Raw genomic sequence first — 23,398 nt, forward strand, 5'->3', positions numbered from 1 at the left:
GAAGCAGAGTCGTGATGTAAGACAAATCAGTCATCCAGAGCTTCACGACCAAATGCCAGTCATCATTAACGATGACAAAGACCCCGCCGGAATAATGTTGGCGGAGACGAAGGAGAACGGAATCCTGATATGTTTTATGAGAAACAAGTATTGGCTTCAAACAGATCACCCCATATTTTGTAATCAAAGGGATAAAACCCCTCGTCACGCGATTATGGGGGCGTTTTGGGAAAGTCAAGTAATTCTGGCCGTTTTATGGCAGATTAAGAAAATTTTTATTACTAGTGAATTTCCAGTTCGACTGTATGAAAAAGCAAAATTCCTCCCACTAAAGTAGGAGGAATGCTATAAGGTTGGTTCAAGGAACCCCTTGGCCCAACCGCCTCGGCGAATGCCGAGAGTCTATGTATTAAAGAGGAGGAGCAAAATGACTGAACAAGCAAAAGGCACCTATTATAAAGATTCTTTAATGCAGTCCCGAGAGTTTAAAAAAATGTATGCCAAACAAAAGACCATTGTAAAATCCCAAGAGATGTTATGGGAAGATAGTCCTCAGGGTCGAATCAAACATTTGGTGAACGACACAATGGATACTAAGGAGTATTGTCTCGATATCTATCAACAAGACCTAGAGCCTTCCGGTCAATCTGGGAAACACCGTCACTTATCTGAGGAGATACTCTTTGTACTTGAAGGTAAAGGCTACGATTTGCATTGGGATGTTAAGTTTGACTGCGCAGATGATTATATCTGGGATTGGGAAACTGAACCACAAAAATGTGAGTGGGAAGCAGGAGATTTTATCTATATTCCACCCTACACCAATCATCAGCATTTTAATGCCGATTCAGCTAACCCTGCTCGTTTTGTCTCTTGCACCAGCAGGATCGTCAAAGCCATGGGATTTGACTGGTTTGAGCAGTTAGAGAACGCCCCGGAATTTAAGGGTTGAAATTTGGGTATCTGACGAAAGGGAGGATACTAAACATTTAGGAATTAGTTGATTTTTAATATAGGCTTTTTGGGTTTACGGAAGGAGATAGAAATATGGGTATAGAATCACATTATCACAGTAAGAAGGATCGTATTTTCGTCAGAGGAATTTCTGGTGAATACAATTTGCAACAAGAGTTAGAACGATTACGCTCACAGCCGCGCGTATTGAGAGGAAATGAGATTAAATTCAACGATGGTCCTCAAGCGTTCAGTAAACATTACGTGGAACCGAAAGATGGCATCTCACAAATGTTCCATATTCATCTCGAAGAGTATGGTCCAGGGGGCAAATCTCAGAAACATGGGCATGTAAACGAAGCGGCCTTTTATATTCTTGATGGAACAGGTTACGAGATTCATGATGGAATTCGCTATGCTTGGGAAGCTGGGGATGTGGCAATTGTTCATAACAACTGTGTACATCAACACTTTAATGCTAACCCTCATAAACCAGCTCGCGCCCTAGTCATTAAGACCAAGCCAATGTATATGTTTATGAATATGCTGTTCCAGAAGACTGTTGAACCTCGAGCAACAGAGGCTACTCCGGAAGGTGTAGGCTTCGAGGCCAGAGAAGAAGACGAAAAATAAAATTTTGGAAGGAGGATATAACTATGTCATGGGATGAATCAAAAGTATGGCAGCAAGGCAACATATCGGAGAATTTTTATCAGGATCTATTGGATGATGCAACAGCTAAGCCAGTTCAGGATGCAAAACGGAAGAAAATCGTAAAACCTAGTGAAATGCCGTGGGAAATGGCACGCCAAGGATTGTTAAAGCACCTTTTAAATGAACAGATGAATACTCGGATGGAGACTGTTGATGCGTATATGCAGATTATACCGCCGGGCAGCCGTTCGGGAAAACATCGTCACTTGGCAGAAGAATGTTTATATGTTCTGGAGGGAAAGGGCTACGATCTGCATCAGGATTGTGATGTGGAGATTACCGACACTTATCATTGGAAGCTGCAGGTCGAGGTGAAACGGTACGATTGGCAGGCGGGAGATGTGATTTATACGCCACCTAATACAATTCACCAACATTTTAATGCTGACCCGAATAAACCGGTCCGTTTAATTTCAGCAATCAACCGAATTTATAAATATTGTGGACTCAATGATTTGGAACAGCTTGAAGATGCACCGGAATATGATCCAAATGTTGTATTGGATGCATCCATTGTAGAAAAATATCTTAAAAAGATAAGCAAGTAGATAAATAAATGCGTAGCTCTTAGATCTCCCGTAGCAAAATGCGGGGGGTATTTTTTCTATATTAGACTTCCAAGCTACTTGATAGAACCACTGTTGAAAGGTGAAAGGTAATTCAATCAGATGAATTTAGCACGTTATACAATTAAGATCGAAAGTGCTTTATTCGGAAGAGGAGAGTATTGCCAATGAAACTGAAAATCGGCATTCCTAAGTCAATGCCTTGGTCTGCTTTTCATTTTAGGAATTATCGGTTGCTTTTATTAGGTAATGCATCTTCCCAGTTTGGCGACCATATGCAACTCGTTGCCCAAAACTGGTTAGTCTGGCAAATAACTGGTTCTGTTACTGCTTTAGGCCTAGCAGCATTCGTGGGCATGGCTCCCCGCTTGCTTTTCGGATTTCTTGGCGGGCCGCTCGTGGATAAGTATAACCGACGTCGTTTATTAGGAGTAACTCAATTTGTGGCTCTTCTATTTGCTTTAAGTTTTAGTATTGCAGTAGTGACTGAAAATATTAGTTATTTGTTGGTGCTGTTTTTTATTTTTTCCTTAGAAACAACACAAATTATTAATCAAACGACTAGGCAGGCTTTGTTACAGGAATTAGTCCCACGTATAAATATTCCCAGTGCTATTTCTTTAAATGCAACTGGAAACAATCTGGCTAGAATTGTAGGACCAGCTTTAGGCGGTATTCTTATTCCACTCACCGGTGTTGCCGGACTTATGTTTATTAATACGTTTACATTTCTAGTCATTGTAATTGCCGTTATGTTAATGAAGATATCGCCGCTATTTAAAAATGAATTAAATCAAGAGGATGCTAGTTTCAAAGAAGACCTGATCAAAGGTTACCTGTACATTTGGCATAATAATCAGTTAAGAATGTTAATTTATCTTGGTATGATCTCTTCTTTACTTATCATGCCTTTTACCAGCTTATTGGTAGCGTATGTGGATACCATACTCCGTAAAGGTCCTCAGTTTTATGGACTATTAACTGCTGCCTTTGGTATTGGCGGTGTTTTAGGGGCCATGAATAGCGCAGCAATACGCAGTAATGTCGGGAAAACGATCACCATTTTACTTGCCGTTCTACAAGGTAGTGCCTTCTTATTCTTCGGTTTAACGAGTTATCCCACACTTGCTCTTTTTATGATGTTATTACTGGGATTTGCGACAGTGACTTATAACAATAGTGTTGTTACAGCAATGCAACTTACAACGGCCCCAGACTATATGGGTCGAGTTATGGGTATTTATCTGATGAATAAGGCTGTTACCGCTTTAGGGGCGTTGTTGTTAGGGTTTGCGGCAAGTCTTTTGGGAGTTAATTGGGCATTTGTCTTAAGCGGAGCGCTGTATTTGTTTCTCGGAGCTGGCGTACAATATGCCAAACGGGAGTTGGGGGCAGAAGCTATTAGTCCGGCTGTTAATAGAAAAAGAGATATGGACTAAAAATGAGTTGAAAGAATCTATTTTATTGCCGTAGCACAAACCTATGCTTTCTAAAATTAGTACAGATAAAGGTGGAATTAATTTGAAACTTAAAACAAAGTTATTAGGGGCATTTTTTATTGTTCTGCTCTTGACGGCGGGAATAGGTTTTACCGGAATTATAGTGGCAAGAAATATAAGTGTAGTTGTCAGTTCTATTACAACTAATTTGTTACCTTCTCTGGGTTATATTAGTCAAGTAGATGCTAGTCTTGCCGAACTAAGATGGAATCAATTAAGATACATAACCTTAATTGGAACACGAGAAGAAGCAAAATCAGATATAGATAAATCTATAAATGATGTTAAAGAGAACATGGATAAGTTTGAGGCGACAATTAGCTCAGTCGAGCAAAGCCGGAATTGGGATAAATTTACTATCGAATATGCTGACTATTTAAAGGGTACTAAAGATATTATTCAACTTGTTAAAGATAATAAAGCAGATGAGGCTTTAATGCACTATAACTCCTATAGAATAGCATATGATGGTTTCAAAGAAAATATAAACTTTTTAGTGAATTTAAATAAGAGCAATGGAATTAAAGCAGTAGAAAATACTGTTAATCTTGAAACAACTGGTCAATATATTGTAATAGCTATTATGTTGATTGCAATTTTATTGGGGATCGGTATTGCTCTTATTATTTCTAAAAATATTACTGAAACTATCAAAGTAATATCACTAGCTATCGGCAAAGTCGCCGATGGAGATCTAACAGTAGCAGAACTTAGGATTACTACGAAAGATGAAATTGGTTTAATGGCGGGTATGATTAATAAAATGGTTGAAAATTTACGGACTATAGTACAGAAAGTCGTGGAATCCTCCCATGAACTTGCTGCATCAAGTGAGGAATTGTCGGCATCTTCCGAAGAAACTACTTCCGCTACAGAGCATGTAGCAACGACGATTGGCTATTTGGCAACGGGGGCGGATAATCAATCCCAAGAGGTCCAACACGCTAGAACAGTTGTTAATGAAATGTCAGCAAATGTTCAGCAAGTGGCCAAAAACTCGAGATCGGTTACTGAATCAAGTATAAAAGTTTCGATGATCGCAAACCAGGGTCTAAAAGAGGCTAATAATGCAGTTGATAGAATAGAACAAATTAATCGGGTATCATCCGAAACCGCAAGTGTAATTAAAGGCTTAGTACAAGAAATGGAAAAAATTGGCCAAATAATAGATGTAATCAAAGGGATTGCAGATCAAACAAACTTATTAGCATTAAATGCTGCTATAGAAGCGGCAAGAGCGGGAGAAAATGGCAGAGGATTTGCCGTAGTAGCTGAGGAAGTTAGGAAGCTTGCTGAACAATCGGTAATATCTGCCCAAAGCATATCTGAACTCATTAACAGTATTCAAAAAGAAACGAATTTAGCGGTAAATGTAATTGAGCTTGGTTCAAAAGAGGTTGCTTTAGGAGTAGTAGCTGTAAAGCAGGTAGGTGACTCCTTTAAGGTTATTGCGGATGAACTTAACGGGGTAGTAGAAGAAATTAAGGAAGTTGCTGATATTGCCCAAGAATTAACTGTTGGTAGTAATAAAGTTATTATATCGATTGAAAACATAGCTGATGTTGCAGATAAGACTGCCGCTTCTAGTCAAGAGGTAACAGGAATTGCTGAAGAACAGACTGCTTCCATGGAAGGAGTTGCCAAATCAGCTCAGGACTTGGCGATTTTGGCAGGGATGCTTCAAGAGTTAGTGAAAGGTTTCAAGAGTTAGTGAAAGGTTTCAAAAGTTAAGAAAAAATTGCCTTACATTTATGGAACGTAATGTTTCGTTTTTGTATTTATTTCCAGAGATTATATTTATTTAATTATAACGATTGATCCAGATGAGAACGGGGTTAATTTGGGCACTTACAGGGACTATAAACTATACTTGTGTTAACAATTTGAAGATATAGTGAAAAAACGTCTGTCTTAGGTAGAATTGTTAAAGTAGGCCAGCTAAGTGTTTCTAAGTTGAAACGCCTAGTTTCATGATTGGCAAGTAAAATAGACTACGGATTTTATTTCGCTACTGAAATTAAACCTCACGTTACCTTTGACTTATTAATATCAACAATTCAGCTTAACATCCAGACGTTTCAGAGCAAGTCCATAATAACTGGAATGTTTATTGCTTGTAATTAGTAATAGAGTTAATATTTGGTTATGTTTTTTGGTTTTGGTAAGAAGGAGACCAATATGACAAAACACAATAAAAAGAGTCCGTGTACCTACTATCCTTATGGCTATCCAGTAGATTTTGAATATCGTTTACGAAAGTATTTATTTGCTGGAAAATCTGAGCTTATTGAAGTTGCCGTTTCAGATACCTTTAATGAACTAGTTATTCATTCAAATAGTAATATGCCACTGCTTAGGTCGTGGCTAATTAATGCAATTGCCGTAATTTATCATAAGGCTTGGCAACTTGGAGCACCTTTAAGAACTGTATTGCCAGGTATTAATTCTCTGTTGGAAATTATTGATTTAGCGGAAAAGGGAGATGGGCCTTTAGAGATTGACCATTTGCGGGAGTTATTTAAAGACCATATCAGTATGGTTCTGCGATTGGTAAATTATAAGACAGAGATAGAGATAGACACGAGCGTGTTGTCCATAAAAGCTAAAAGGTATATTCAAGCTCATTTCCATAGGAATTTAATAATCAAAGATGTTGCAGAAGCTGTACACGTTGATGAAGCGCTTTTGCGTGAAATCTTGTCAAAGGAGTTTGGATTAAGTTTTCACGAATATTTGATTAAGATCAAAATCAATGAGGCCAAAAAAATGCTTGTTGGTACAAACTTTTCTATAGCTGCTATTGCTCTCCAACTTGGCTTCCGGGATTCAAGTTACTTTATTAGAGTTTTTAAATGTTTGGAAGGAATTACACCGGGGCAATATGCCAAGCGAAAAAGTATTAATTTCATTAAAGTAAATGGACTTGAGAAGATTGCCTTAGAAAGCAGTGAAGCGGTGATAGTTCCCAAAGGTAAGCTATGGATCCAAACAGAAAGGAATGCCTTGGTTTCTCTTCTGGGTGGGGATTTTCAGACTACAGTCTCTATATTAAACAAATTACTCGCAGAAATTAATGAGGAAGTAAAAGATTTAGACTATCTTAAAGCCTATGCTCTAAAACTGATAACTGTCTTTACTCGCAAAACTATGCAACTTGGTATTCCGTCCGAGGATATTCTAAATAATTTAACGATCCTAAGTAGTGAAGTTCGCCTCTTAGAGTCCAGCGACCTTGTCCGTGCTTTTGTGCACCGTATTATTAAGGAACTCTTAGATCGTGTAACCCTCCATTATAATGAGTCAGCTTTCCGAGCGGTCGAAGCAGTAAAAGTGCATATTCATCAAAATTATAACCAACACATTCAGTTAAATGATTTAGCCCGTTTAGTAAACTTTAGTCCTTTTTATATATGTCGTTTGTTTATAAAGCTTACTGATTTAACTATTTATAATTACATTACATTAACTAGAATTGAGGAAGCAAAAAAATTAATTTGTACTACAGATTATACGATTGGAGAAATTGCCGAACGAGTTGGTTATCAAGATAGTTCGAATTTTATGACTCTATTTAAGAAAAAGGTAGGGCATACTCCCCGTGAATATGCGGAGCTGTCTAGAATTCATTTTAGAGTATTGAATGAGAGGATTAATTAAAACTTGATTATCCGATGAATGCAAATACATGAATACACGAGTTAGGATTTTTCAAATAATTAGTCATAAAATTAACTTATCTAGTTTTCTGCGTCTTTAGCGGTGGCAGGTACAGATTAGAAGGGAGGAAGTATGCTTAATAGTACAAATATCAACAAGGAGAAGGACTATGAAATTGTGGGAAGCTCACCACTTCGTTCCGACGCTTGGGAAAAGGTAAAAGGGAGAAGTATCTATTTAGAAGATATGAAGTTCCTGGGTCTACTTTATGGCAAGGTTTTGCGAAGTAGTTATGCGCACGCCAAGATCATTCATATTGATACTTCTGAAGCTGCGAAATTGCCAGGCGTGAAGGGAATAGTCACCGGGGCAGACTTGCCTTTTCTACATGGCGAATCTTGTCTGGACGAGCCGTATCTGGCTAAGGGTAAGGTCCGTTATGTAGGGGAAGCTGTGGTTGTGGTAGCGGCCATTGACGAAGTGACTGCTGAAAAGGCGTTGGCCCTAATTAAGGTTGAGTATGAGGAGTTGCCTAGCTTATTTGACGCTGAAAAAGCCGCTATGCCTGACGCGATTCTAATTCATGAAGAAGCCTACGAACATAAAAAATTGGTGAAACCAGTCCCAAAGACAAATATTTGTAATCATGTTAATTTTGACATAGGGGACGTCGAACGTGGGTTTAAGGAGTCTGACTACATTTTTGAAGACACCTTTACCACCCAAACAGTGCAGCACTGCACTATAGAACCTCATGGTTCTGTTTGCCAAATAAATGATGACGATAATTTCGTACTATGGACGAATAATGATTCACCCTATCGTGCCCGAATCGAGATAGCAAATTCCTTACACCTTCCCTTAACAAAAGTGCGCGTGATCAGTGCGCCGTACACAGGAGGTAATTTTGGGGGCAAAGGTGGCTTGAGAGCTGAAGCTATTGTTATTGCCTTGGCTTGGAAGATCAGAAACGTCCCGATCATGGTGATGTATACCCGAGAGGAAGAATTCTGCTCGGCGTTGGTGCGTCATCCGTCGGTCACGAAGATGAAAACCGGTGTTAAAAAGGACGGAACGATTATGGCTCGTCAGGTAACAACCTATTTAGCTACCGGGGCCTATGCCGAAAAAGGGCCAAGTGTTTCCCTGTTTGGCGGAATGTCGGCGGCTGGTCCTTATAAAATCCCAAATGTAAAAATTGACGTTTACTTAATGTACACTAATACCTTGCTAGCAGGGGCTATGCGAGGTTATTCGGGTCCGCAGTTGTCTTGGGCCTATGAATCCCAAATGGATATTATTGCGGCCAAATTAGGGATTGATCCCTTAGAAATAAGGCTTCGCCACGCTTATGAGGACGGTGATACCCATACTGCCACCCGACAGATTTTACATGCCGAGGGTCTTAAAAAGTGTCTTCAAGAAGTCGCCAAGAGCATGGCTTGGGGAGAGAAACCCTTGGGTAAAGATCAAGGACGAGGTATTGCATGTATGGAGAGAGCCGTTAAAACTCCTTTCGGTTCAGCTGCCTTTGTAAAAGTTAATGAAGATGGTACAGTTGATGTTCTAAGCAGTACTACGGAAGTTGGTCAAGGGTCCGAGACAATTCTTCGCCAGATTGTCGCTGAAGAACTAGGCGTCTCACTTGAGTCTGTAAGGAAGCATACCCCAGATACGGCATTTACTCCCTATGATGCCTCGACTACATCCAGCCGCTCAACGTTTCATATGGGCAATGCCGTAAAGATGGCAGCAAGCGATGCTCGTCAGCAAGTATTGCAACTCGGTGCTAAAGTACTTGGTGTTGACCCGTTAAATCTTGAGATCACACGAGGTATCGTAGCTCTCAAAGGAAAGCCGGAGGTGGCTTTGCCCATTTCAACAATATTTGGCAAAACTTGCAGCGCTAGTGGGACAATTCTCGGCCGGGGATATTATATTCCAGAAATGCCAGATGACAAAAGGGAGGATTTCTATTCCGCTTATTGTGTTTTTTGGTTACTGGGAGCTAACGGGGTTGAGGTAGAGGTAGACCGGAAAACAGGGCAGGTTAAAATTCTGAAAATCTATGCTGCTCATGACTCTGGTAAGGCTATTCACCCTGAAAATGTTGCCGACCAGATTGTTGGGGGAGTCTCTATGGGCGTCGGTTTTGCAGCCTATGAAGATTATGCATTCAAAGGTGGTCATGTCCTTAATCCCTCGTTTTTATATTATAAGTTGCCTTCCGCTTTAGATATGCCGGAGGTTGTACCCATCGTGGTGGAACAAGAGCATAGAGAAGGACCTTTCGGTGCCAAAGGGGTTGGAGAAACTACCAATGTGCCGGTACCTCCTGCTTTGGCTAACGCGATTTATGATGCCGTCGGCATCCGCATCAAGAGCTTGCCTATCACTCCTGACAAGGTTTTGGCAGCTTTAAAGCTACAAGATGGGGGTGATAAATAGTATGAAACTAGCAAAGTTTGATTATCAAGTCCCAAGGTCACTCATTGAGGCCTGTGTCCTACTGGAGGAAATGGACGGCAAAGCCTTGGCCATTGCTGGAGGAACAGACTTAATGCTTCCTATGAAAGAAAGGCTTAAAGTACCGGAATGCCTAGTAGATCTGCGAGCTATACCTGACCTTACAGCAATAAGCTATGGTGTTCAGGGAGAACTGCAAATTGGAGCCCTCGTAACACTTCGACATTTGGCTTCTGAACCAACGGTAAAGAGAAATTACCCAGCGTTGGCACGTGCAGCACTTAAGGTTGCCACTGCCCAAATCCAAGCGATGGGAACTGTTGGAGGCAACCTCTGTCAAGATTGTCTTTGTCTATACTACAACCAGTCAGTCGGATCCAAACATGGTCTAGAGCGTTGTCATAAAGCCGGTGGCGACGTCTGCCATACCGTTAAGGGGAGTAAAGAGTGCTGGGCGACCTATTGCAGTGATTTAGCCCCAATTTTATTGGTTTTAGGAGCGCAGGTCAAAGTTGTTGACTCTATAGGAGAGAAGATAATTCCACTCAAAGATTTATATACTGGCAACGGTAAGCAGCCTCAGACCCTGCGGCCAGGACAACTAGTGACTCAAATCATTGTTCCTTTACAAGGTCCTAAAAGCCAAAATATTTATCTTAAGTTGCGAGTGCGCAAAACGATTGATTACCCAGCTCTAGGTGTAGCGGTCAGTGCGACACAGGCTGGAGCAGGACAGAAAGTATCTGTTGGATTGACGGGAGTCGATAAAAGACCGCTCTTAATCGAGGAAATCAGCAGAGAGGGCCTCTTCGGGGATGAAGAAATAGAATTTCTCGTCCAGAAGGCTTATACTATCGCTCGCCCATTAAACAACCTGCGTGATTTTACTCCTAAATATCGCAAAGACATGGTTAAAGTTTATGTTCAATCGGCCCTGGAGCAAGCCCTTCAGCTTGCAGAACGCTAAGGAGGTTAGGAATGGATAGAGCCCTTATTCTTAACGTGAATGGAAATAAATATCAAGTAACGGTTACTGCCAATCGGACCTTGCTCGACGTTTTAAGGGAACAACTTGGTCTGCAAGGATCTAAGAAGGGCTGCGATTCGGGAGTCTGTGGGGCTTGTACCGTGATTATCGATGGAGAACCCGCTTTAAGTTGCATGACCTTAGCTATCAGATGCGAGGGAAGGGAGATCGTAACGATCGAAGGATTGTCTCAAAACGGAGAGCTTCATCCTCTCCAAAAGTCCGCTGTCGAACACGGTGCAATCCAGTGTGGCTTTTGCACACCGGGATGGCTAATGTCCGCTAAGGTACTTTTGGACAATAAAGGGGCACCAACGTTGGACGAGGTGCGAGAAGCCATCGCTGGTAACCTTTGCCGTTGTACGGGGTATAAGAAGATTGAGGAGTCGATTTTGGCAGTAGCCTCTGGTAAGGTGGATCAGAAAACGAAACTGTAATTCACTGGCTGGAATCGAAAGAAGGCGTTTCATGCATGGAACTGCATAACCTTGAAGCTTTCCTGCAAGTAGCAAAGTTGCAAAGCTTTAGTAAAGCCGCAGCGATGCTCCACATTACACAATCAACGATTACCATAAGAGTCCAGTCTTTGGAAAAAGAGTTAGGGCAATATCTTTTTATTAGAACGTCACGGAAAGTAGAATTAAGTTCTTCGGGCAGTGAATTACTGCCCTATGTCGAACAGGCCTTAGGCATATTAGAATTAGGAAAACAAAAGCTGGAAGCAGATGCGACATCAGGAATACGCAAGTTAAATATTGCTGCTAACCATACCATAAACACACATGAAATTCCCCGACTGGTCTCAATTATGAACCAAAAATGGCCCAATATTAGGATTAACGTTATCACTGCCCGCTCTAACTCAGTTATTGATAAATTATTATCGGGGGAGGTTCATATAGGTTTAATCCGCACCCCTATGCCAAAATTTAATCTGTATTGCAAGCGTCTATTTGAAGAAGAACTAGTTTTAGTCGTTACCCCAAACGATCCCTTTGCTAATTTTGATACGGTAAACATTAAAGATCTGAATGGAATAAAGATGGTTGCACATGCTACTACTTCAGCCTTTGGTCGATGGATGATGAACTTATTTACTAGTAAAGGAGTGTATCCTGATATAATTAGTGAAAACGATTATTACATGGCAATCAAAGGAATGATTCTAGAGGGTGTTGGTGTAGCCATTTTACCGCTGAGTTCAGTAAGAAATGAAATTAACCAAGGATCTCTAAAAACTATCAAGATCCTTGGGGCTGGTAAACTCGTGAGTAGTGTTATCGCTGCGTGTGAAAAAAACAAACTAAATTCTCCGGAAATTAGTGCTTTTTTTTCAGCTTCAGAAACAATTGAACGTACTGGAATTAATAGTGTTTGGGATAAGTCGAGTGTTAACCACTAAGTTAATAGGATAGGTTGATATACCAAACAGTTATTTTCTGGGTAAAATAAAGGTTTACTTCAAAAGAGAATAAATTTCGTAGTAACAAAATTGCTTAAATGAATAAGAATAAAGGGAGGATAAACATGAGCGACTGGACACAAGATGAGGTAGTTGACACTTTGTCTGAAATTATGGAAAAGGCAAGGGTGGATCTGGAGTTTCGTCAACTTTGCATTGAAGATCCTGTAAAGGCTGTCAAAGCGATTAGTGGAAAGGAAATTCCTGAAGGAAAGACTATAGTATTTATTGAGAATAAAGGTACTCATCAAACATTTATCTTACCAAATTTAATTAAAGATGATTTGAAAGAGGATAAAAATCCTGACGAATTACCATGGTATTGTCCAGAAGTTAGAATTACTATGAAGTGTAAATAATTTCATTTACATCAAGGGCGAAACGAAAGTGTTGCTTGATTTTATCGCGACTTATCAAATAAAACAGTCCGAAAGGGCTGTTTTATTTGATAAAAAAGAAGAGATTTCTGTTAATAAATAGTCTGTTAAAGGTTTAAGTTAAGAACTATCTATTGATTCTTTAAATGAATAAATTAAATATTTAAAATATACAAAAAATTTAAGATATTATATATTAATATAGAAAGCTTAAATCTTACAAGGAGGTAACTCAATGCCCTATAACGATTTACGTGAATATCTAATGGCGCTTGAAGAAAATGGGTTGTTACATAAGGTAAGTAAGGAGGTTGATAAAGACTGGGAAATTGCAGCAACAGCTAGGGTACTCTTTCAAAAAGTCCCTGCTTCGCGTCGTCCGGCGATCATGTTCGAAAAAGTTAAAGGATCTAGTGTTCCTGTAGTAGCTGGTATTTTAGGAGCATCTCGTTCAGTCTATGCTTTAGCCCTTGAAACACAAATCAATAATATTAGCAAGCGTTGGACAGAAGCTCAAAATTATCCGATTGACCCTGTTCTAGTTAGTACGGGTTCGTGTAAAGAAAATATTCTTAAAGGTCAAGAGATTGACATGGGTAAGTTCCCGGTACCTATCTGGACGGTGGGGGAAGATCCAGGACCTTATCTCACCTCTCCTTATGTGGTAACCAAAGATCCAGAGACCGGAGTCATTAATGTTGGGACGTATCGTGTTCAAGTCAAGGCTAAAGACCGAGTTGGTTGTATGGTTAACTTTCACCAACATGCCCGAAAGCACGTTGAAAAGAACAAACGTTTGGGAAAACCAACTCCAGTAGCGATCGTTTTGGGTACGGATCCGACAATTGGTCTGTGTTCGGTCGCTAGAATTATGTATGGTTTAAGCGAATATGCTGTGGCTGGTGGTCTGCGTGGGCAAGCTGTAGAGGTTGTGAAGTGTGAAACCTGTGATCTGGAGGTTCCTGCATCAGCTGAAATCGTAATTGAAGGTGAAATTGACGCTAACACTCTCAAACACGAGGGACCCTTTGGAGAATATACAGGCTATATGGGACCTGATGGTGATGCTTATGAAGTAAACATCAAGGCCATTACTTACCGAAATAATCCTATATACCAAGCGTTTATAAGTCAAATGCCTCCGAGTGAAAGTAGTTTGATACGGAGTGTGGGACGAGAGGCTGGCTTATTTAAAGGATTAAGGGACGATTTTCATTTGCCTGTAACCGATCTTCGCTTGAAGGAAAGCGGAGGGGCAGCTGCTTACTTGCTCATTTCTATCAGCCAAGACGGATCAGCTGGACTATCAAAACAAGTCGCTTGGGGAGCGTGGGCGATTGACCCAACCCTGGGTAAGTTTACAGTAATTGTGGATGATGACATTGATATTTGGGATGATTTTGCGGTTGATTGGGCTATGTCTTTCCGTTGTCAGCCTGCTAAAGATTGCATGCTTGTTGCTGATACCGCATCAGTACGCCTAGATCCCTCTGCTGCACCGGCTGAGGAAGCTCAACTAACCCAAAAGAGATCTGTTGGTTCCAAGATTATCATTGATGCAACAAAGAAACATAGTTATCCACCACTCGCGATACCTCCTATGGAACATAGGGCGAAGGTTTTAGCAGATCTGGAGAGTTATGGATTAGATAAATTGATCATGTAATCTCACTATTCGAGCCCAGAGCTTGCTAAGTTAGATCGTGAAAGGTTTGGTTATATATTACGTTAGGGAGGGATAAGAATGATTAAGGGGAAATTTCATAAAAAGGTTATCCTAGTAGTTTCTCTTATTACGATCTTGTTAATATCCATGTTGTCAGGCTGTGGAACAACGGCTGCAACCCCCACTGCAACAACTCCAACTGCACCAGCAGTCGATTATCCGACAAAAGATATTACATTCATAGTGCCTGTTTCACCGGGTGGCGGCTATGACACCTATTCTCGTTTACTCACACAGTATATGCCCAAGTATCTGCCAAAGCAGGTCAATATGATAGTGAAAAATGTACCTGGCGGAGAATGGAATATCGGAATCGGTGAAATAAATCGTGCTAAACCAGATGGCTACACCATGGGAATTTTTAATATTCCTGGTAATGTTGTCAATCAAATCATGGGTGCGGAGTATGATTTGAATAAAATGACCTGGCTTGGCAGCATCACTGATACAACTTATGTGGGGTGTCTTTCTCCTAAGTCGAAGTACAAGAGCATCAAAGATATGCAGGCCTCCAAAGAGGAGGTAAAAGTAGGTGTGGTTGGGCTTTCCTCGACTGCGGGCTTAGGTTCAGTGATTGCTTTACAGGAGATGGAGATAAAGGCCAAATTTATCAGCCATCCTGGTAGTTCAGAGGCAGTCATGGCGGCGATCCGTGGTGATGTGGACTATGTTCAGTTTCCTTATCCGACTCTAAAGAAGTTTATCGTTGATTCTCAACAATTGAACCCAGTAGTAGTGTTTTACCCAAGTAAGCATAAAGACCTTCCTAATATCCCTAACATCAAAGAGATAGGGTATGGGTCCCTATTAAATGTTGTTCAGGCAAATTACCAAGTTGCAGCAGCTCCGGGAATACCGCCTGAAGTCGCTAAAATTCTGCGGGATGCATTTCAGAAGGCCGTTAAAGATCCTGAGTTTATGAAGAAAATGGAGGAAGCCGGTCAGCCGGTTCATTCTAGTACAGATGTAGAAGCCGCTAAAAATATCGAAAATTCGATCAAGACTTTTACCAAATATAAAGACCTAATTGCGGGTGCAATGAGATAACAGTTGAGTAGAATGGAAAGGATGTTAAATGTGGTAGAAAACAAAACATACTCTAAAATTGCCTACAATGATCTTCGGGAATGGCTAGAGGAAGCAGAAAAGCTCGATGAGACGAGAGTGGTAGAAGGGGCAACGTGGGAGCAGGATATTGGTATGGCAACGGAAATGTTACACCATTCTGAACCCTCGCCAGCGGTTGTATTTGATACTATACCTGGGATAAAACCTGGTTTCAGGGTGCTAACTAATGCCTTTGGCGGTAAACGTATCAACATGACCTTTGGTTTACCCGTTTCTTTAAATAAATTTGAGGTCAGTGAAGCCTTTAATGGCATGATGAAAGATCTTAATCCAATACCTTATAAAGAGGTGGAATCCGGTCCAGTTTTAGAAAATATTATAATGGGTGATGACGTAGATATTTTGAAGTTCCCTACACCGTTATGGCATGAACGTGATGGTGGACGTTATATCGGTACGGGAAGCTATGACATTACTATTGACCCGGATGAAAACTGGGTAAATTTAGGTACTTACCGAGTAATGGTTCATGATGCTAAGCATTTAGGATTCTATATTTCCCCTGGGAAACATGGACGTATACATCGAGATAAATTTTTTGCCCGTAATGAACCTTGTCCGGTGTTGATCGTTGTTGGTGGGGATCCACTCTTATATCTAATGGCAAGTAATGAGCTTCCTTATGGTACAAGCGAGTATGATATCGCCGGTGCACTCCGTGGAAAACCTTATGAAGTAGTTAAGGGTAAAGTAACGGGTCTACCCATGCCAGCTAATGCCGAAATAGTCTTCGAGGGATACGCTTATCCAAATATCAAGAAAATGGAAGGCCCTTTCGGAGAATGGACCGGTTATTATGCCAGCGGTGAAAGAGAAGAACCAGTTATCGAAGTTAAAGCCATTTATCATCGTAATAATCCGATTATTTTGGGTAGTCCCCCAAATAGACCACCTGATGAACTCTGCCGTTACCGCTCGATCGTGCGTTCCGGTTTATTAAAAGAGGAGTTGGAGAAAGCTGGAATTCCCGATGTTCAAGCAGCCTGGGCCCACGAAGTCGGCGGAAGTCGTATGTTACTAGCCATATCGATCAAACAACGTTACCCTGGTCATGCTCGTCAGGCCGGTCATGTCGCAGCGATGTGTCACGTTGGAGCCTATGCTGGTAAGTATATTGTTGTGGTTGATGAAGATATTAATGCTTCTGACTTGCAAGCTGTAATTTGGGCTATGGTTACTCGCTCCGATCCTGCTGAGTCCATTGATATTATTAAACGTGCCTGGAGCACTCCGTTGGATCCTCGGATTAGCCCAGAGAACAAGGAACAAGGAAACAACACCAATTCCCGAGCTGTGATTGATGCCACTAGACCTTGGGAATGGAAGGAAAGTTTTCCCGCAGTAAATTATCCAAGTCTCGAACTGGAAAAACTAGCTAGGGAAAAGTTTGGCTATTTACTTCGTTGAAACATAATTTAATGTTTTAGTGCTCAGCTTTCGCGGAGTAAAAAGAAATAGAAACATAATGATAGGCAACAAAATATCCGTACCAATATTGAAAAAATTGTTTCAATATTGGTACGATGCTTTATTTTTGCTTGAATTTAAATTTGGAGTATCAACCATTTAAGGCTGATAAACTAACATTCAATATAGAATTCTAACTTTTGAGAAGAAATTAGGGTATATGGAATAAGATTTGCATTTTAGAAACAATAAACATAATCCAAGTTCATGTTGTAATCTAAACGAAGGGAGATTTTTATGAAAAAAATAATCATAGCTTTATCTGGTGCAACCGGTGCTGTCTTTGGAGTTCGACTCATTGAAGTGTTAAAGTCAATGAGTGATTATGAGGTGCATTTGATCATTAGTCCTTGGGCAGAAAAAACTATTGCCTTGGAGACAAAGTATAGTCCCCAACAAGTAAAAAAGATGGCAACATTTTGTTATGATTATCGGAATCAAGGCGCCCCGATTGCCAGCGGTTCTTTTGGTGTGGAAGGTATGGTTGTGGCCCCTTGTAGTATGAAGACTCTATCTGCTATTGCCCATGGTTATGCAGATAATTTGATTGTTCGTGCAGCTGATGTAATGCTCAAGGAAAGAAAGCGTTTGATACTTTTACCGAGGGAGACCCCACTTAATGAGATTCATTTGGAGAATATGCTCAAGATGACCCGAGCGGGTGCAATCATAGCGCCGCCAATGCCTGCTTTTTACAATCATCCTGTCACGCTAGATGATATTATCAACCATCAAACGTCCAGAATTCTTGATTTGCTCGGTGTTGATAATAATCTAACAAGACGCTGGGGAACAACATTAGTTGATATTTCAGACCAAAATGAAGCTTTGTAATAGATTAGTTGATACTCTTTATTAACAACCTGTTAACGAAGGCCTCTCTATTGCGATTAATGAATGACCTTTTCCATGTGTTTAGTACTTTCTTTTGAATTTCATAACTTATGGCATGCATGGCCTTAAAATACGGCAGAGGAAAGGTGGTATTCCTAAGCATTATAGATAAGGTGGAGTTTAGATGGAAAAGGAGGGGCCAAATGGAAAGCGAGGTTTTAATAGGGGTCATTTCAACGCACGCCCACTTAACTGCATTGTGTCGTCAGATAGGACTAGTTCAAGGTATTAAATTAATGGTTCATGAAGGAGTCTTAGAAAGTTCTTTGCCCGGCTTAGAGTACTTCGAGAGAAAAGGTGTTAAGGCGATTGTAAGTACTCAGGGTAATACTTTGTTTATTAAAGATCATACTACCATTCCCGTGGTTTCTGTACCTGAACATAAATTTGACATTTTTTATCCTATAGCCCGAGCCGTTAAACAGTACGGTACAAATGTAGTGATTTTTGTCTATCGTAAATCGCAAATTGATTTTACTGAAATATCGGAAATACTTGGTTTTCAACCCAAGGTATTAGTATTTAACAATGCTGAGCATCTTGAATTTCTTTTGGAAAAAATTCAGGGAACTGATCAAATTATTATTGGTGGAGGCTTTGTTTGTCAGGTAGCTTCAGCTTTAGGATTTATGACAGAGGCAGTTAATATGAGCAAGGAGTCTTTCGTGAGTGCTATTGAAGTTGCGAAAGGACTTGCCATGGCCCAACAGGCTGAGAGGAAACAAACCTATCGATTAAAGGCTATTTTAGATTGTACCTACGAGGGGATAGTAGCAACTGATGAAAGTGGAATCATTACCTTATATAATCGTGCAGCAGAGGATATATTCAAAATTAATGCCAAAGACGTTATAGGTCGTAATTGTTTCGAAGTTTTAGATAAAACAAAACTTAACGAGGTATTGACCACTAAGCAAGCAGTGATCGGAGAAGTTACTCATGTGGAAGATACTAAAGTCGTCGTCAATCGAGTTCCGATTATCAACGATGGACAGATAGTGGGAACTGTTGCAAGCTACCAGGCACTACAAGTAATTCAGGATATTGAGGAGAAGATCAGGAAAGAACTTGTCACTAAAAACCACGGCACTAAATATTCCTTTGCGGATATCATAGGTCATGGTAGGGCTATTAGTAGTTCAGTAGATCTAGCTAAAAGGTATTCTGATTGTGATGAAACAGTCTTAATCTTAGGTGAAAGTGGTACTGGGAAGGAGTTATTTGCTCAAAGTATTCACGGTATCTCTAAAAGGAAAAGAAAGATGTTTATTGCAGTAAACTGTGCAGCTATTCCTGCAACATTGTTAGAAAGTGAGTTATTTGGCTATTCTGAAGGTTCCTTTACTGGTGCTCGCAAAGGGGGTAAGCCAGGCCTGTTTGAACTCGCCCATGGTGGGACAATGTTTTTAGATGAGATTGGGGAAATGCCGCTCGAATTACAGGCTAAACTTTTGCGTGTGATTCAGGAAAAAGAGGTGCGCCGGATCGGCGGTGACCGATTAGTGATGGTGGATATTCGTATTATTGCCGCTACGCATAAAGATTTACAGGAATTAATTGCCGAAGGGAAATTTCGCAATGATTTGTTCTATCGACTGGATGTCCTTCAATTAAATGTCCCATCTTTGTTTGAGCGTAAAGAGGATATCCCGGCTTTGGCAATGGAAATTTTAAATAAATATACTGATTTGTCTTTGAAAATGAAGAAAGTAATTATCTCAGTTGTGATTAGCAGACCAGATTATTCTTGGCCAGGAAATGTTAGGGAGCTAGAGAACGTAATTCGTCGTGTAGCTGTAGTTACAAAGGGACTGACAGAGAATCAAGCCAGTGAAAAGGGAAAACAGATGTTTGATCTACATTGCCGAAGTAAAAATTATACTTTTCTTCAAACTGAAAAAAGTCCTCATATTAAAGTTTTTGTTAATGGGTCCTTGAAAAGTATTATTTCCAAAGTCGAAAAACAGGTTATACAACATACTTTAAATGCTTTTGGCGGAGATCATTCTCAAGCAGCTAGCCAACTAAGTATTGGCCGGACAACACTTTGGCGCAAACTTGAAGAAGGAGATCGGAAAAATAATACTCTTAAGAGTATTATTCCCAAAAGAATATCCTCAAAAGTAAAGAAAATAAACGGCAAAATAAATATTTCTGCAGGGTAGTCATATAAAGAACTTTATGCTTGATTCTTAATGTTAGAAAAAAACTATCGCAAGATCTATCTTCTACAATTAATTCTAAATTTTGTTACTGAGGATAGGGGTGATGAAAAATATCTAGGCTACATAGGAAAAAGGAACATGTTGAATTTGCTCTTAAAACCCCGCAATCCACAGTAGGGAATGGTTTTTCTGATATTTATTTAGTTTATGAAGCTTTACCCGAACTAAATCTTGAACAGGTTGATACTTCGCTTGACTTCTTGAATAAGAAGTTAAAGGCCCCTCTGCTTATTAATGCCATGACCGGCGGTCATCCTGAGGTAAAATATATTAACCGGAGTTTGGCAAGGGTGGCAGCCCGAGCAGGAATTGCCATGGCTATCGGGTCCCAAACTGCCGGATTAGAGGATTCTAAAGTACGAGACACTTACAGAGTAGCACGGGATGAAAACCCCGACGGTATTTTATTGGCGAATGTAAGTGCACTTTCTTCACCAGATATGGTCAAAGAAGCTATCGAAATGATTGAGGCAGACGGCGTTCAGCTACATCTAAATGTCGCCCAGGAACTCGCCATGGCTGAAGGTGACCGAAATTTCAGAGGCACCTTAGCTAATATACAAAAAATAGTAAGTCTTTCTAAGGTACCGGTCATTATTAAGGAGGTCGGTTTTGGTCTTTCCCGCGAGACAATCAAAAAAATTTATGATGTTGGTGTTCGGTATATTGACGTCAGTGGTCAAGGGGGAACTGATTTTATAAGAATAGAATATCTGCGTTCAGGTCGGGATTACCGAGAAAAGTTCCAGAACGTGGGTATTTCTACAGCTATTAGCCTCGTAGAATCTTTAAGCATGGATTTGCCCATAGTAGTTGTTGCCTCAGGTGGTTTCACAGGTGAAAGTGATGTCGCGTGTGCTCTTGCTTTAGGGGCGAAGCTAGTCGGTATGGCAGGTCATTTCTTAAGGATAGTTACAGAAGGCTCAGAACAATGTCTTAATGAACGTGTGGACATCATTATTGAGGATTTACGACACACAATGTTAATGGTTGGTGCAGCTAATTTAAGGGAACTTACCGAGAAGCCTTTGGTTATTACAGGAAAGACGGCGGAATGGCTATTGCGAAGGGGCATAGATATAGATAGGTATTCGTATCTGAGACAGGCAGGGAAGAGGTAGTACGGAAGAATCTCGTTTGACCTAGACAAAAGTATAGTATGGAGGAGTATATGACGACCGAAATAGCCCAATTAATGCTTGACTATCTAGCAACTCATAACACCATAATCCTCTCGACCTATGGAGAAGACGCCCCGTGGGCAACCCCCGTATTTTTTGTTAATCGCGGATTTAAAATCTATTTCCTATCTGAACCTACTACAATTCATAGTTGTAATCTGCGAGAAAATCCTCTGATGGCGGCGTCAATCACTGAGGACTACAAGGATTTTAGAAAGATTCAAGGTATTCAATTAAGAGGGCACGCTTATTTAGTTAATAATCTGAAGGAAACAGCGATGGTGTTAGCCTCTTATTTTAAAAAATATCCTGCTGCGAAGCACATCTTTCAAACTCCAGCTTCTTTCAAGGGAGTATCTAAGGCCCGGTGGCATTGCATAACACCAGAGTTTTTAAGATTTACGGATAATACAATAAGGTTTGGCGAACGTTGTGAACTTACACTTAAGGATACCATGACTCAAGAGGAATTTGACTTATAGTCTCTTAAAACCGTCGAAAGTGGTTCCAATCCATTATAAAACCTTTCCCATCCTAGTCCAAGACCCTGAAGAATTCATAAGTCTTGCTCATGTAAATATAAATACCATTACATAATGCGTTTAAAGAAGCAGTTTTGATTAATTTCAAAACTGCTTCTTTCATCGAAAAACCCATTTGATGCAGCTGGACAAAGAGCACATTCTACGCTATTTTCGTTAATTAGCGTCCAATAAACATCTGTACAAAAACTTTACCATAGGTTGGGCTAGGACAAATACCAATTCCGATATAGTTATAGCTAGAATTCAAGATATTTTTCCGATGTCCTTCGGATTGCATTAAAGCGTTATGAGCAGCTTCAACAGATGAGTTACCGGCGATGTTCTCACCAGCGGTTTGGTAAGTAACTCCAAACTTTTTTAACATATCAAAGGGAGAACCATACGTAGGTGAAGTGTGGGAAAAATAGTTGTTTTTTACCATATCATCAGCTTTAAGCTTTGCGACTTCCATTACCTTAGTATCTGTTTTTAGGGGAGCTACTCCAACTTTTGAGCGTTCGGCATTAATTAAATCGAGCATTTTTTGTTCATCCACTCCAATAGTGGGTTTTTCAGGAGTAGGTGCAGGCGTAGGAACTGGGGTAGGCGCAGGAGTCGGAGTCGGAGTAGGAGTAGGAACAGGTTTAGGTACAGGAGCAGGAGCAGAGTTGGGTGGATAGTAAGGTTTGGCATAATTACCCGAAACTAAACCTACAGTGTCATTTTCTAAATGAATCACCCACCAGGAACCCATTTTGCCAATACAATCAACGATTTGGTTCTTGTAAAGCAATCCGACTTTTGTTTTTGCTGCAGATGGTCCAGACCTGACATTTAGAGAGGCAGCGGTAACTTTTACTTGAGGTGGTATATTCGTTCTACTGAATGTGGTTTGGGCAATAAGAGTTGAGGCGAATAGAGTAGTTGATAGTAGTATACTTATTACCGCTGAACTTAAAAGCCTTAAATACCAACGATTCATGTTTTTTTCCTCCTCTAAGGTTTAAATAGAATCATCTATAGTCTTAATCAAAAGAGATTTTTTTAAACGTATCAGAAAGTATAAGTTTAGGGTCCCCCCTTTACTTGCGAATTTGGTATTATAGAAGTATGAAAGAGAACATTTTAAGAGAAATATTTTTCGATAAACATAAGCATTGGGAAACGTTCTCAGAAAAGCATAAAGAACGTTTACGAGCCATCGTTATAAAAGAGGTGGAGAAATTTCACAGATGCGGGGATCCAAAAAATGGTTTCAAGCTTCTGGTATGTGAAGGTTGCCATGATGTAAGGATCGTGCCGTATCGCTGTAAAGGACGGTTTTGCACAACTTGTTCGAGTGGCGAGACCGAGGAATGGAGCCGAATGATCGTGGAAGAGGTCGTACAAGTCAATCATCGTCATGTCATATTTACCATAGACGAAGGACTAAGAGTCATCTTCCAAATGCATCGAGAACTCCTAAAAGATCTCATGGATGAATCCGTAAAGATTGTTCAAGACTGGTTTAAGAAGAAACATAAAGTGACAC

The 23,398-nt window shown here is 40.3% G+C and carries 21 protein-coding genes; 20 read left to right on the forward strand and 1 reads right to left on the reverse strand.

The annotated features are described in order from the left end of the window. The 19 genes from JL57_RS13135 to JL57_RS13225 all read left to right on the forward strand — a co-directional run. Nucleotides 1-337, forward strand: a 337-nt coding sequence (locus JL57_RS13135) for a hypothetical protein (RefSeq protein ID WP_034141880.1), incomplete at its 5' end; no start/stop codon positions are given. Between the two features lie 90 nt (nucleotides 338-427). Beyond that, the gene (locus JL57_RS13140) at nucleotides 428-952 is read left to right on the forward strand and encodes a cupin domain-containing protein (RefSeq protein WP_045691413.1); all 525 of its coding nucleotides are present in this window, start codon (nucleotides 428-430) and stop codon (nucleotides 950-952) included. A gap of 95 nt (nucleotides 953-1,047) precedes the next feature. Further along, entirely contained in the window at nucleotides 1,048-1,587 is a 540-nt protein-coding gene (locus tag JL57_RS13145) for a cupin domain-containing protein (RefSeq protein WP_034142503.1), read from the forward strand. 23 nt (nucleotides 1,588-1,610) lie between these two features. Next, nucleotides 1,611-2,216, forward strand: coding sequence for a cupin domain-containing protein (locus JL57_RS13150; RefSeq protein WP_034142504.1), 606 nt, complete (start codon nucleotides 1,611-1,613; stop codon nucleotides 2,214-2,216). A gap of 185 nt (nucleotides 2,217-2,401) precedes the next feature. After that, nucleotides 2,402-3,673 (forward strand): MFS transporter, encoded by a 1,272-nt coding sequence (locus JL57_RS13155; protein WP_034142505.1) that lies wholly within the window; start codon nucleotides 2,402-2,404, stop codon nucleotides 3,671-3,673. Nucleotides 3,674-3,755: 82 nt separating this feature from the next. Further along, nucleotides 3,756-5,444, forward strand: coding sequence for a methyl-accepting chemotaxis protein (locus JL57_RS13160; protein ID WP_291300050.1), 1,689 nt, complete (start codon nucleotides 3,756-3,758; stop codon nucleotides 5,442-5,444). Between the two features lie 467 nt (nucleotides 5,445-5,911). After that, complete coding sequence (locus JL57_RS13165; protein WP_034142506.1) at nucleotides 5,912-7,390, forward strand: AraC family transcriptional regulator; 1,479 nt, start codon at nucleotides 5,912-5,914, stop codon at nucleotides 7,388-7,390. 132 nt (nucleotides 7,391-7,522) lie between these two features. Continuing rightward, on the forward strand, nucleotides 7,523-9,838 hold the full coding sequence (locus JL57_RS13170) for a xanthine dehydrogenase family protein molybdopterin-binding subunit (RefSeq protein WP_034142507.1): 2,316 nt from the start codon (nucleotides 7,523-7,525) through the stop codon (nucleotides 9,836-9,838). A gap of 1 nt (nucleotide 9,839) precedes the next feature. Then, nucleotides 9,840-10,823: a xanthine dehydrogenase family protein subunit M gene (locus JL57_RS13175; protein WP_034142508.1), complete on the forward strand. Its 984-nt coding sequence runs from the start codon at nucleotides 9,840-9,842 to the stop codon at nucleotides 10,821-10,823. 11 nt (nucleotides 10,824-10,834) lie between these two features. Further along, nucleotides 10,835-11,320, forward strand: coding sequence for a (2Fe-2S)-binding protein (locus JL57_RS13180; RefSeq protein ID WP_034142509.1), 486 nt, complete (start codon nucleotides 10,835-10,837; stop codon nucleotides 11,318-11,320). A gap of 35 nt (nucleotides 11,321-11,355) precedes the next feature. Further along, nucleotides 11,356-12,285 carry a LysR family transcriptional regulator gene (locus JL57_RS13185; protein ID WP_034142510.1) on the forward strand — a complete coding sequence of 310 codons (930 nt, stop codon included), beginning with the start codon at nucleotides 11,356-11,358 and terminating at the stop codon, nucleotides 12,283-12,285. 125 nt (nucleotides 12,286-12,410) lie between these two features. After that, entirely contained in the window at nucleotides 12,411-12,704 is a 294-nt protein-coding gene (locus tag JL57_RS13190; RefSeq protein WP_034142511.1) for a hypothetical protein, read from the forward strand. A 253-nt stretch (nucleotides 12,705-12,957) separates the two neighbouring features. Continuing rightward, nucleotides 12,958-14,388 carry a UbiD family decarboxylase gene (locus JL57_RS13195; protein ID WP_034142512.1) on the forward strand — a complete coding sequence of 477 codons (1,431 nt, stop codon included), beginning with the start codon at nucleotides 12,958-12,960 and terminating at the stop codon, nucleotides 14,386-14,388. A gap of 78 nt (nucleotides 14,389-14,466) precedes the next feature. Beyond that, nucleotides 14,467-15,495 (forward strand): tripartite tricarboxylate transporter substrate binding protein, encoded by a 1,029-nt coding sequence (locus JL57_RS13200; RefSeq protein WP_034142513.1) that lies wholly within the window; start codon nucleotides 14,467-14,469, stop codon nucleotides 15,493-15,495. Nucleotides 15,496-15,525: 30 nt separating this feature from the next. After that, complete coding sequence (locus tag JL57_RS13205; RefSeq protein ID WP_291300051.1) at nucleotides 15,526-16,983, forward strand: UbiD family decarboxylase; 1,458 nt, start codon at nucleotides 15,526-15,528, stop codon at nucleotides 16,981-16,983. Nucleotides 16,984-17,280: 297 nt separating this feature from the next. After that, nucleotides 17,281-17,877, forward strand: coding sequence for a UbiX family flavin prenyltransferase (locus JL57_RS13210; RefSeq protein ID WP_034142514.1), 597 nt, complete (start codon nucleotides 17,281-17,283; stop codon nucleotides 17,875-17,877). A gap of 203 nt (nucleotides 17,878-18,080) precedes the next feature. After that, nucleotides 18,081-20,102: a sigma 54-interacting transcriptional regulator gene (locus JL57_RS13215; RefSeq protein WP_291300052.1), complete on the forward strand. Its 2,022-nt coding sequence runs from the start codon at nucleotides 18,081-18,083 to the stop codon at nucleotides 20,100-20,102. Between the two features lie 110 nt (nucleotides 20,103-20,212). Then, complete coding sequence (fni, locus tag JL57_RS13220; protein WP_034142515.1) at nucleotides 20,213-21,283, forward strand: type 2 isopentenyl-diphosphate Delta-isomerase; 1,071 nt, start codon at nucleotides 20,213-20,215, stop codon at nucleotides 21,281-21,283. A 50-nt stretch (nucleotides 21,284-21,333) separates the two neighbouring features. Next, nucleotides 21,334-21,825: a pyridoxamine 5'-phosphate oxidase family protein gene (locus JL57_RS13225; protein ID WP_034142516.1), complete on the forward strand. Its 492-nt coding sequence runs from the start codon at nucleotides 21,334-21,336 to the stop codon at nucleotides 21,823-21,825. A gap of 220 nt (nucleotides 21,826-22,045) precedes the next feature. Here JL57_RS13225 and JL57_RS13230 read toward each other — a convergent pair whose 3' ends face one another. Further along, on the reverse strand, nucleotides 22,046-22,849 hold the full coding sequence (locus JL57_RS13230; RefSeq protein WP_045691411.1) for a CAP domain-containing protein: 804 nt from the start codon (nucleotides 22,847-22,849) through the stop codon (nucleotides 22,046-22,048). A 128-nt stretch (nucleotides 22,850-22,977) separates the two neighbouring features. Here JL57_RS13230 and JL57_RS13235 point away from each other — a divergent pair. Next, nucleotides 22,978-23,398, forward strand: a 421-nt coding sequence (locus JL57_RS13235) for a transposase zinc-binding domain-containing protein (RefSeq protein ID WP_034142517.1), incomplete at its 3' end; no start/stop codon positions are given.

The organism is Desulfosporosinus sp. BICA1-9 (genome assembly GCF_000802135.1).

Bases quoted from the DNA above. Each gene is read 5' to 3' on its own strand.
- JL57_RS13175 (WP_034142508.1), top strand. From the start codon at position 9,840: ATGAAACTAGCAAAGTTTGATTATCAAGTCCCAAGGTCACTCATTGAG.
- JL57_RS13215 (WP_291300052.1), top strand. From the start codon at position 18,081: ATGGAAAGCGAGGTTTTAATAGGGGTCATTTCAACGCACGCCCACTTA.
- JL57_RS13170 (WP_034142507.1), top strand. From the start codon at position 7,523: ATGCTTAATAGTACAAATATCAACAAGGAGAAGGACTATGAAATTGTG.
- JL57_RS13190 (WP_034142511.1), top strand. From the start codon at position 12,411: ATGAGCGACTGGACACAAGATGAGGTAGTTGACACTTTGTCTGAAATT.
- JL57_RS13210 (WP_034142514.1), top strand. From the start codon at position 17,281: ATGAAAAAAATAATCATAGCTTTATCTGGTGCAACCGGTGCTGTCTTT.
- JL57_RS13185 (WP_034142510.1), top strand. From the start codon at position 11,356: ATGGAACTGCATAACCTTGAAGCTTTCCTGCAAGTAGCAAAGTTGCAA.
- JL57_RS13180 (WP_034142509.1), top strand. From the start codon at position 10,835: ATGGATAGAGCCCTTATTCTTAACGTGAATGGAAATAAATATCAAGTA.
- JL57_RS13225 (WP_034142516.1), top strand. From the start codon at position 21,334: ATGACGACCGAAATAGCCCAATTAATGCTTGACTATCTAGCAACTCAT.
- JL57_RS13230 (WP_045691411.1), bottom strand. From the start codon at position 22,849: ATGAATCGTTGGTATTTAAGGCTTTTAAGTTCAGCGGTAATAAGTATA.
- JL57_RS13195 (WP_034142512.1), top strand. From the start codon at position 12,958: ATGCCCTATAACGATTTACGTGAATATCTAATGGCGCTTGAAGAAAAT.
- JL57_RS13145 (WP_034142503.1), top strand. From the start codon at position 1,048: ATGGGTATAGAATCACATTATCACAGTAAGAAGGATCGTATTTTCGTC.
- JL57_RS13140 (WP_045691413.1), top strand. From the start codon at position 428: ATGACTGAACAAGCAAAAGGCACCTATTATAAAGATTCTTTAATGCAG.
- JL57_RS13200 (WP_034142513.1), top strand. From the start codon at position 14,467: ATGATTAAGGGGAAATTTCATAAAAAGGTTATCCTAGTAGTTTCTCTT.
- JL57_RS13155 (WP_034142505.1), top strand. From the start codon at position 2,402: ATGAAACTGAAAATCGGCATTCCTAAGTCAATGCCTTGGTCTGCTTTT.
- JL57_RS13165 (WP_034142506.1), top strand. From the start codon at position 5,912: ATGACAAAACACAATAAAAAGAGTCCGTGTACCTACTATCCTTATGGC.
- JL57_RS13150 (WP_034142504.1), top strand. From the start codon at position 1,611: ATGTCATGGGATGAATCAAAAGTATGGCAGCAAGGCAACATATCGGAG.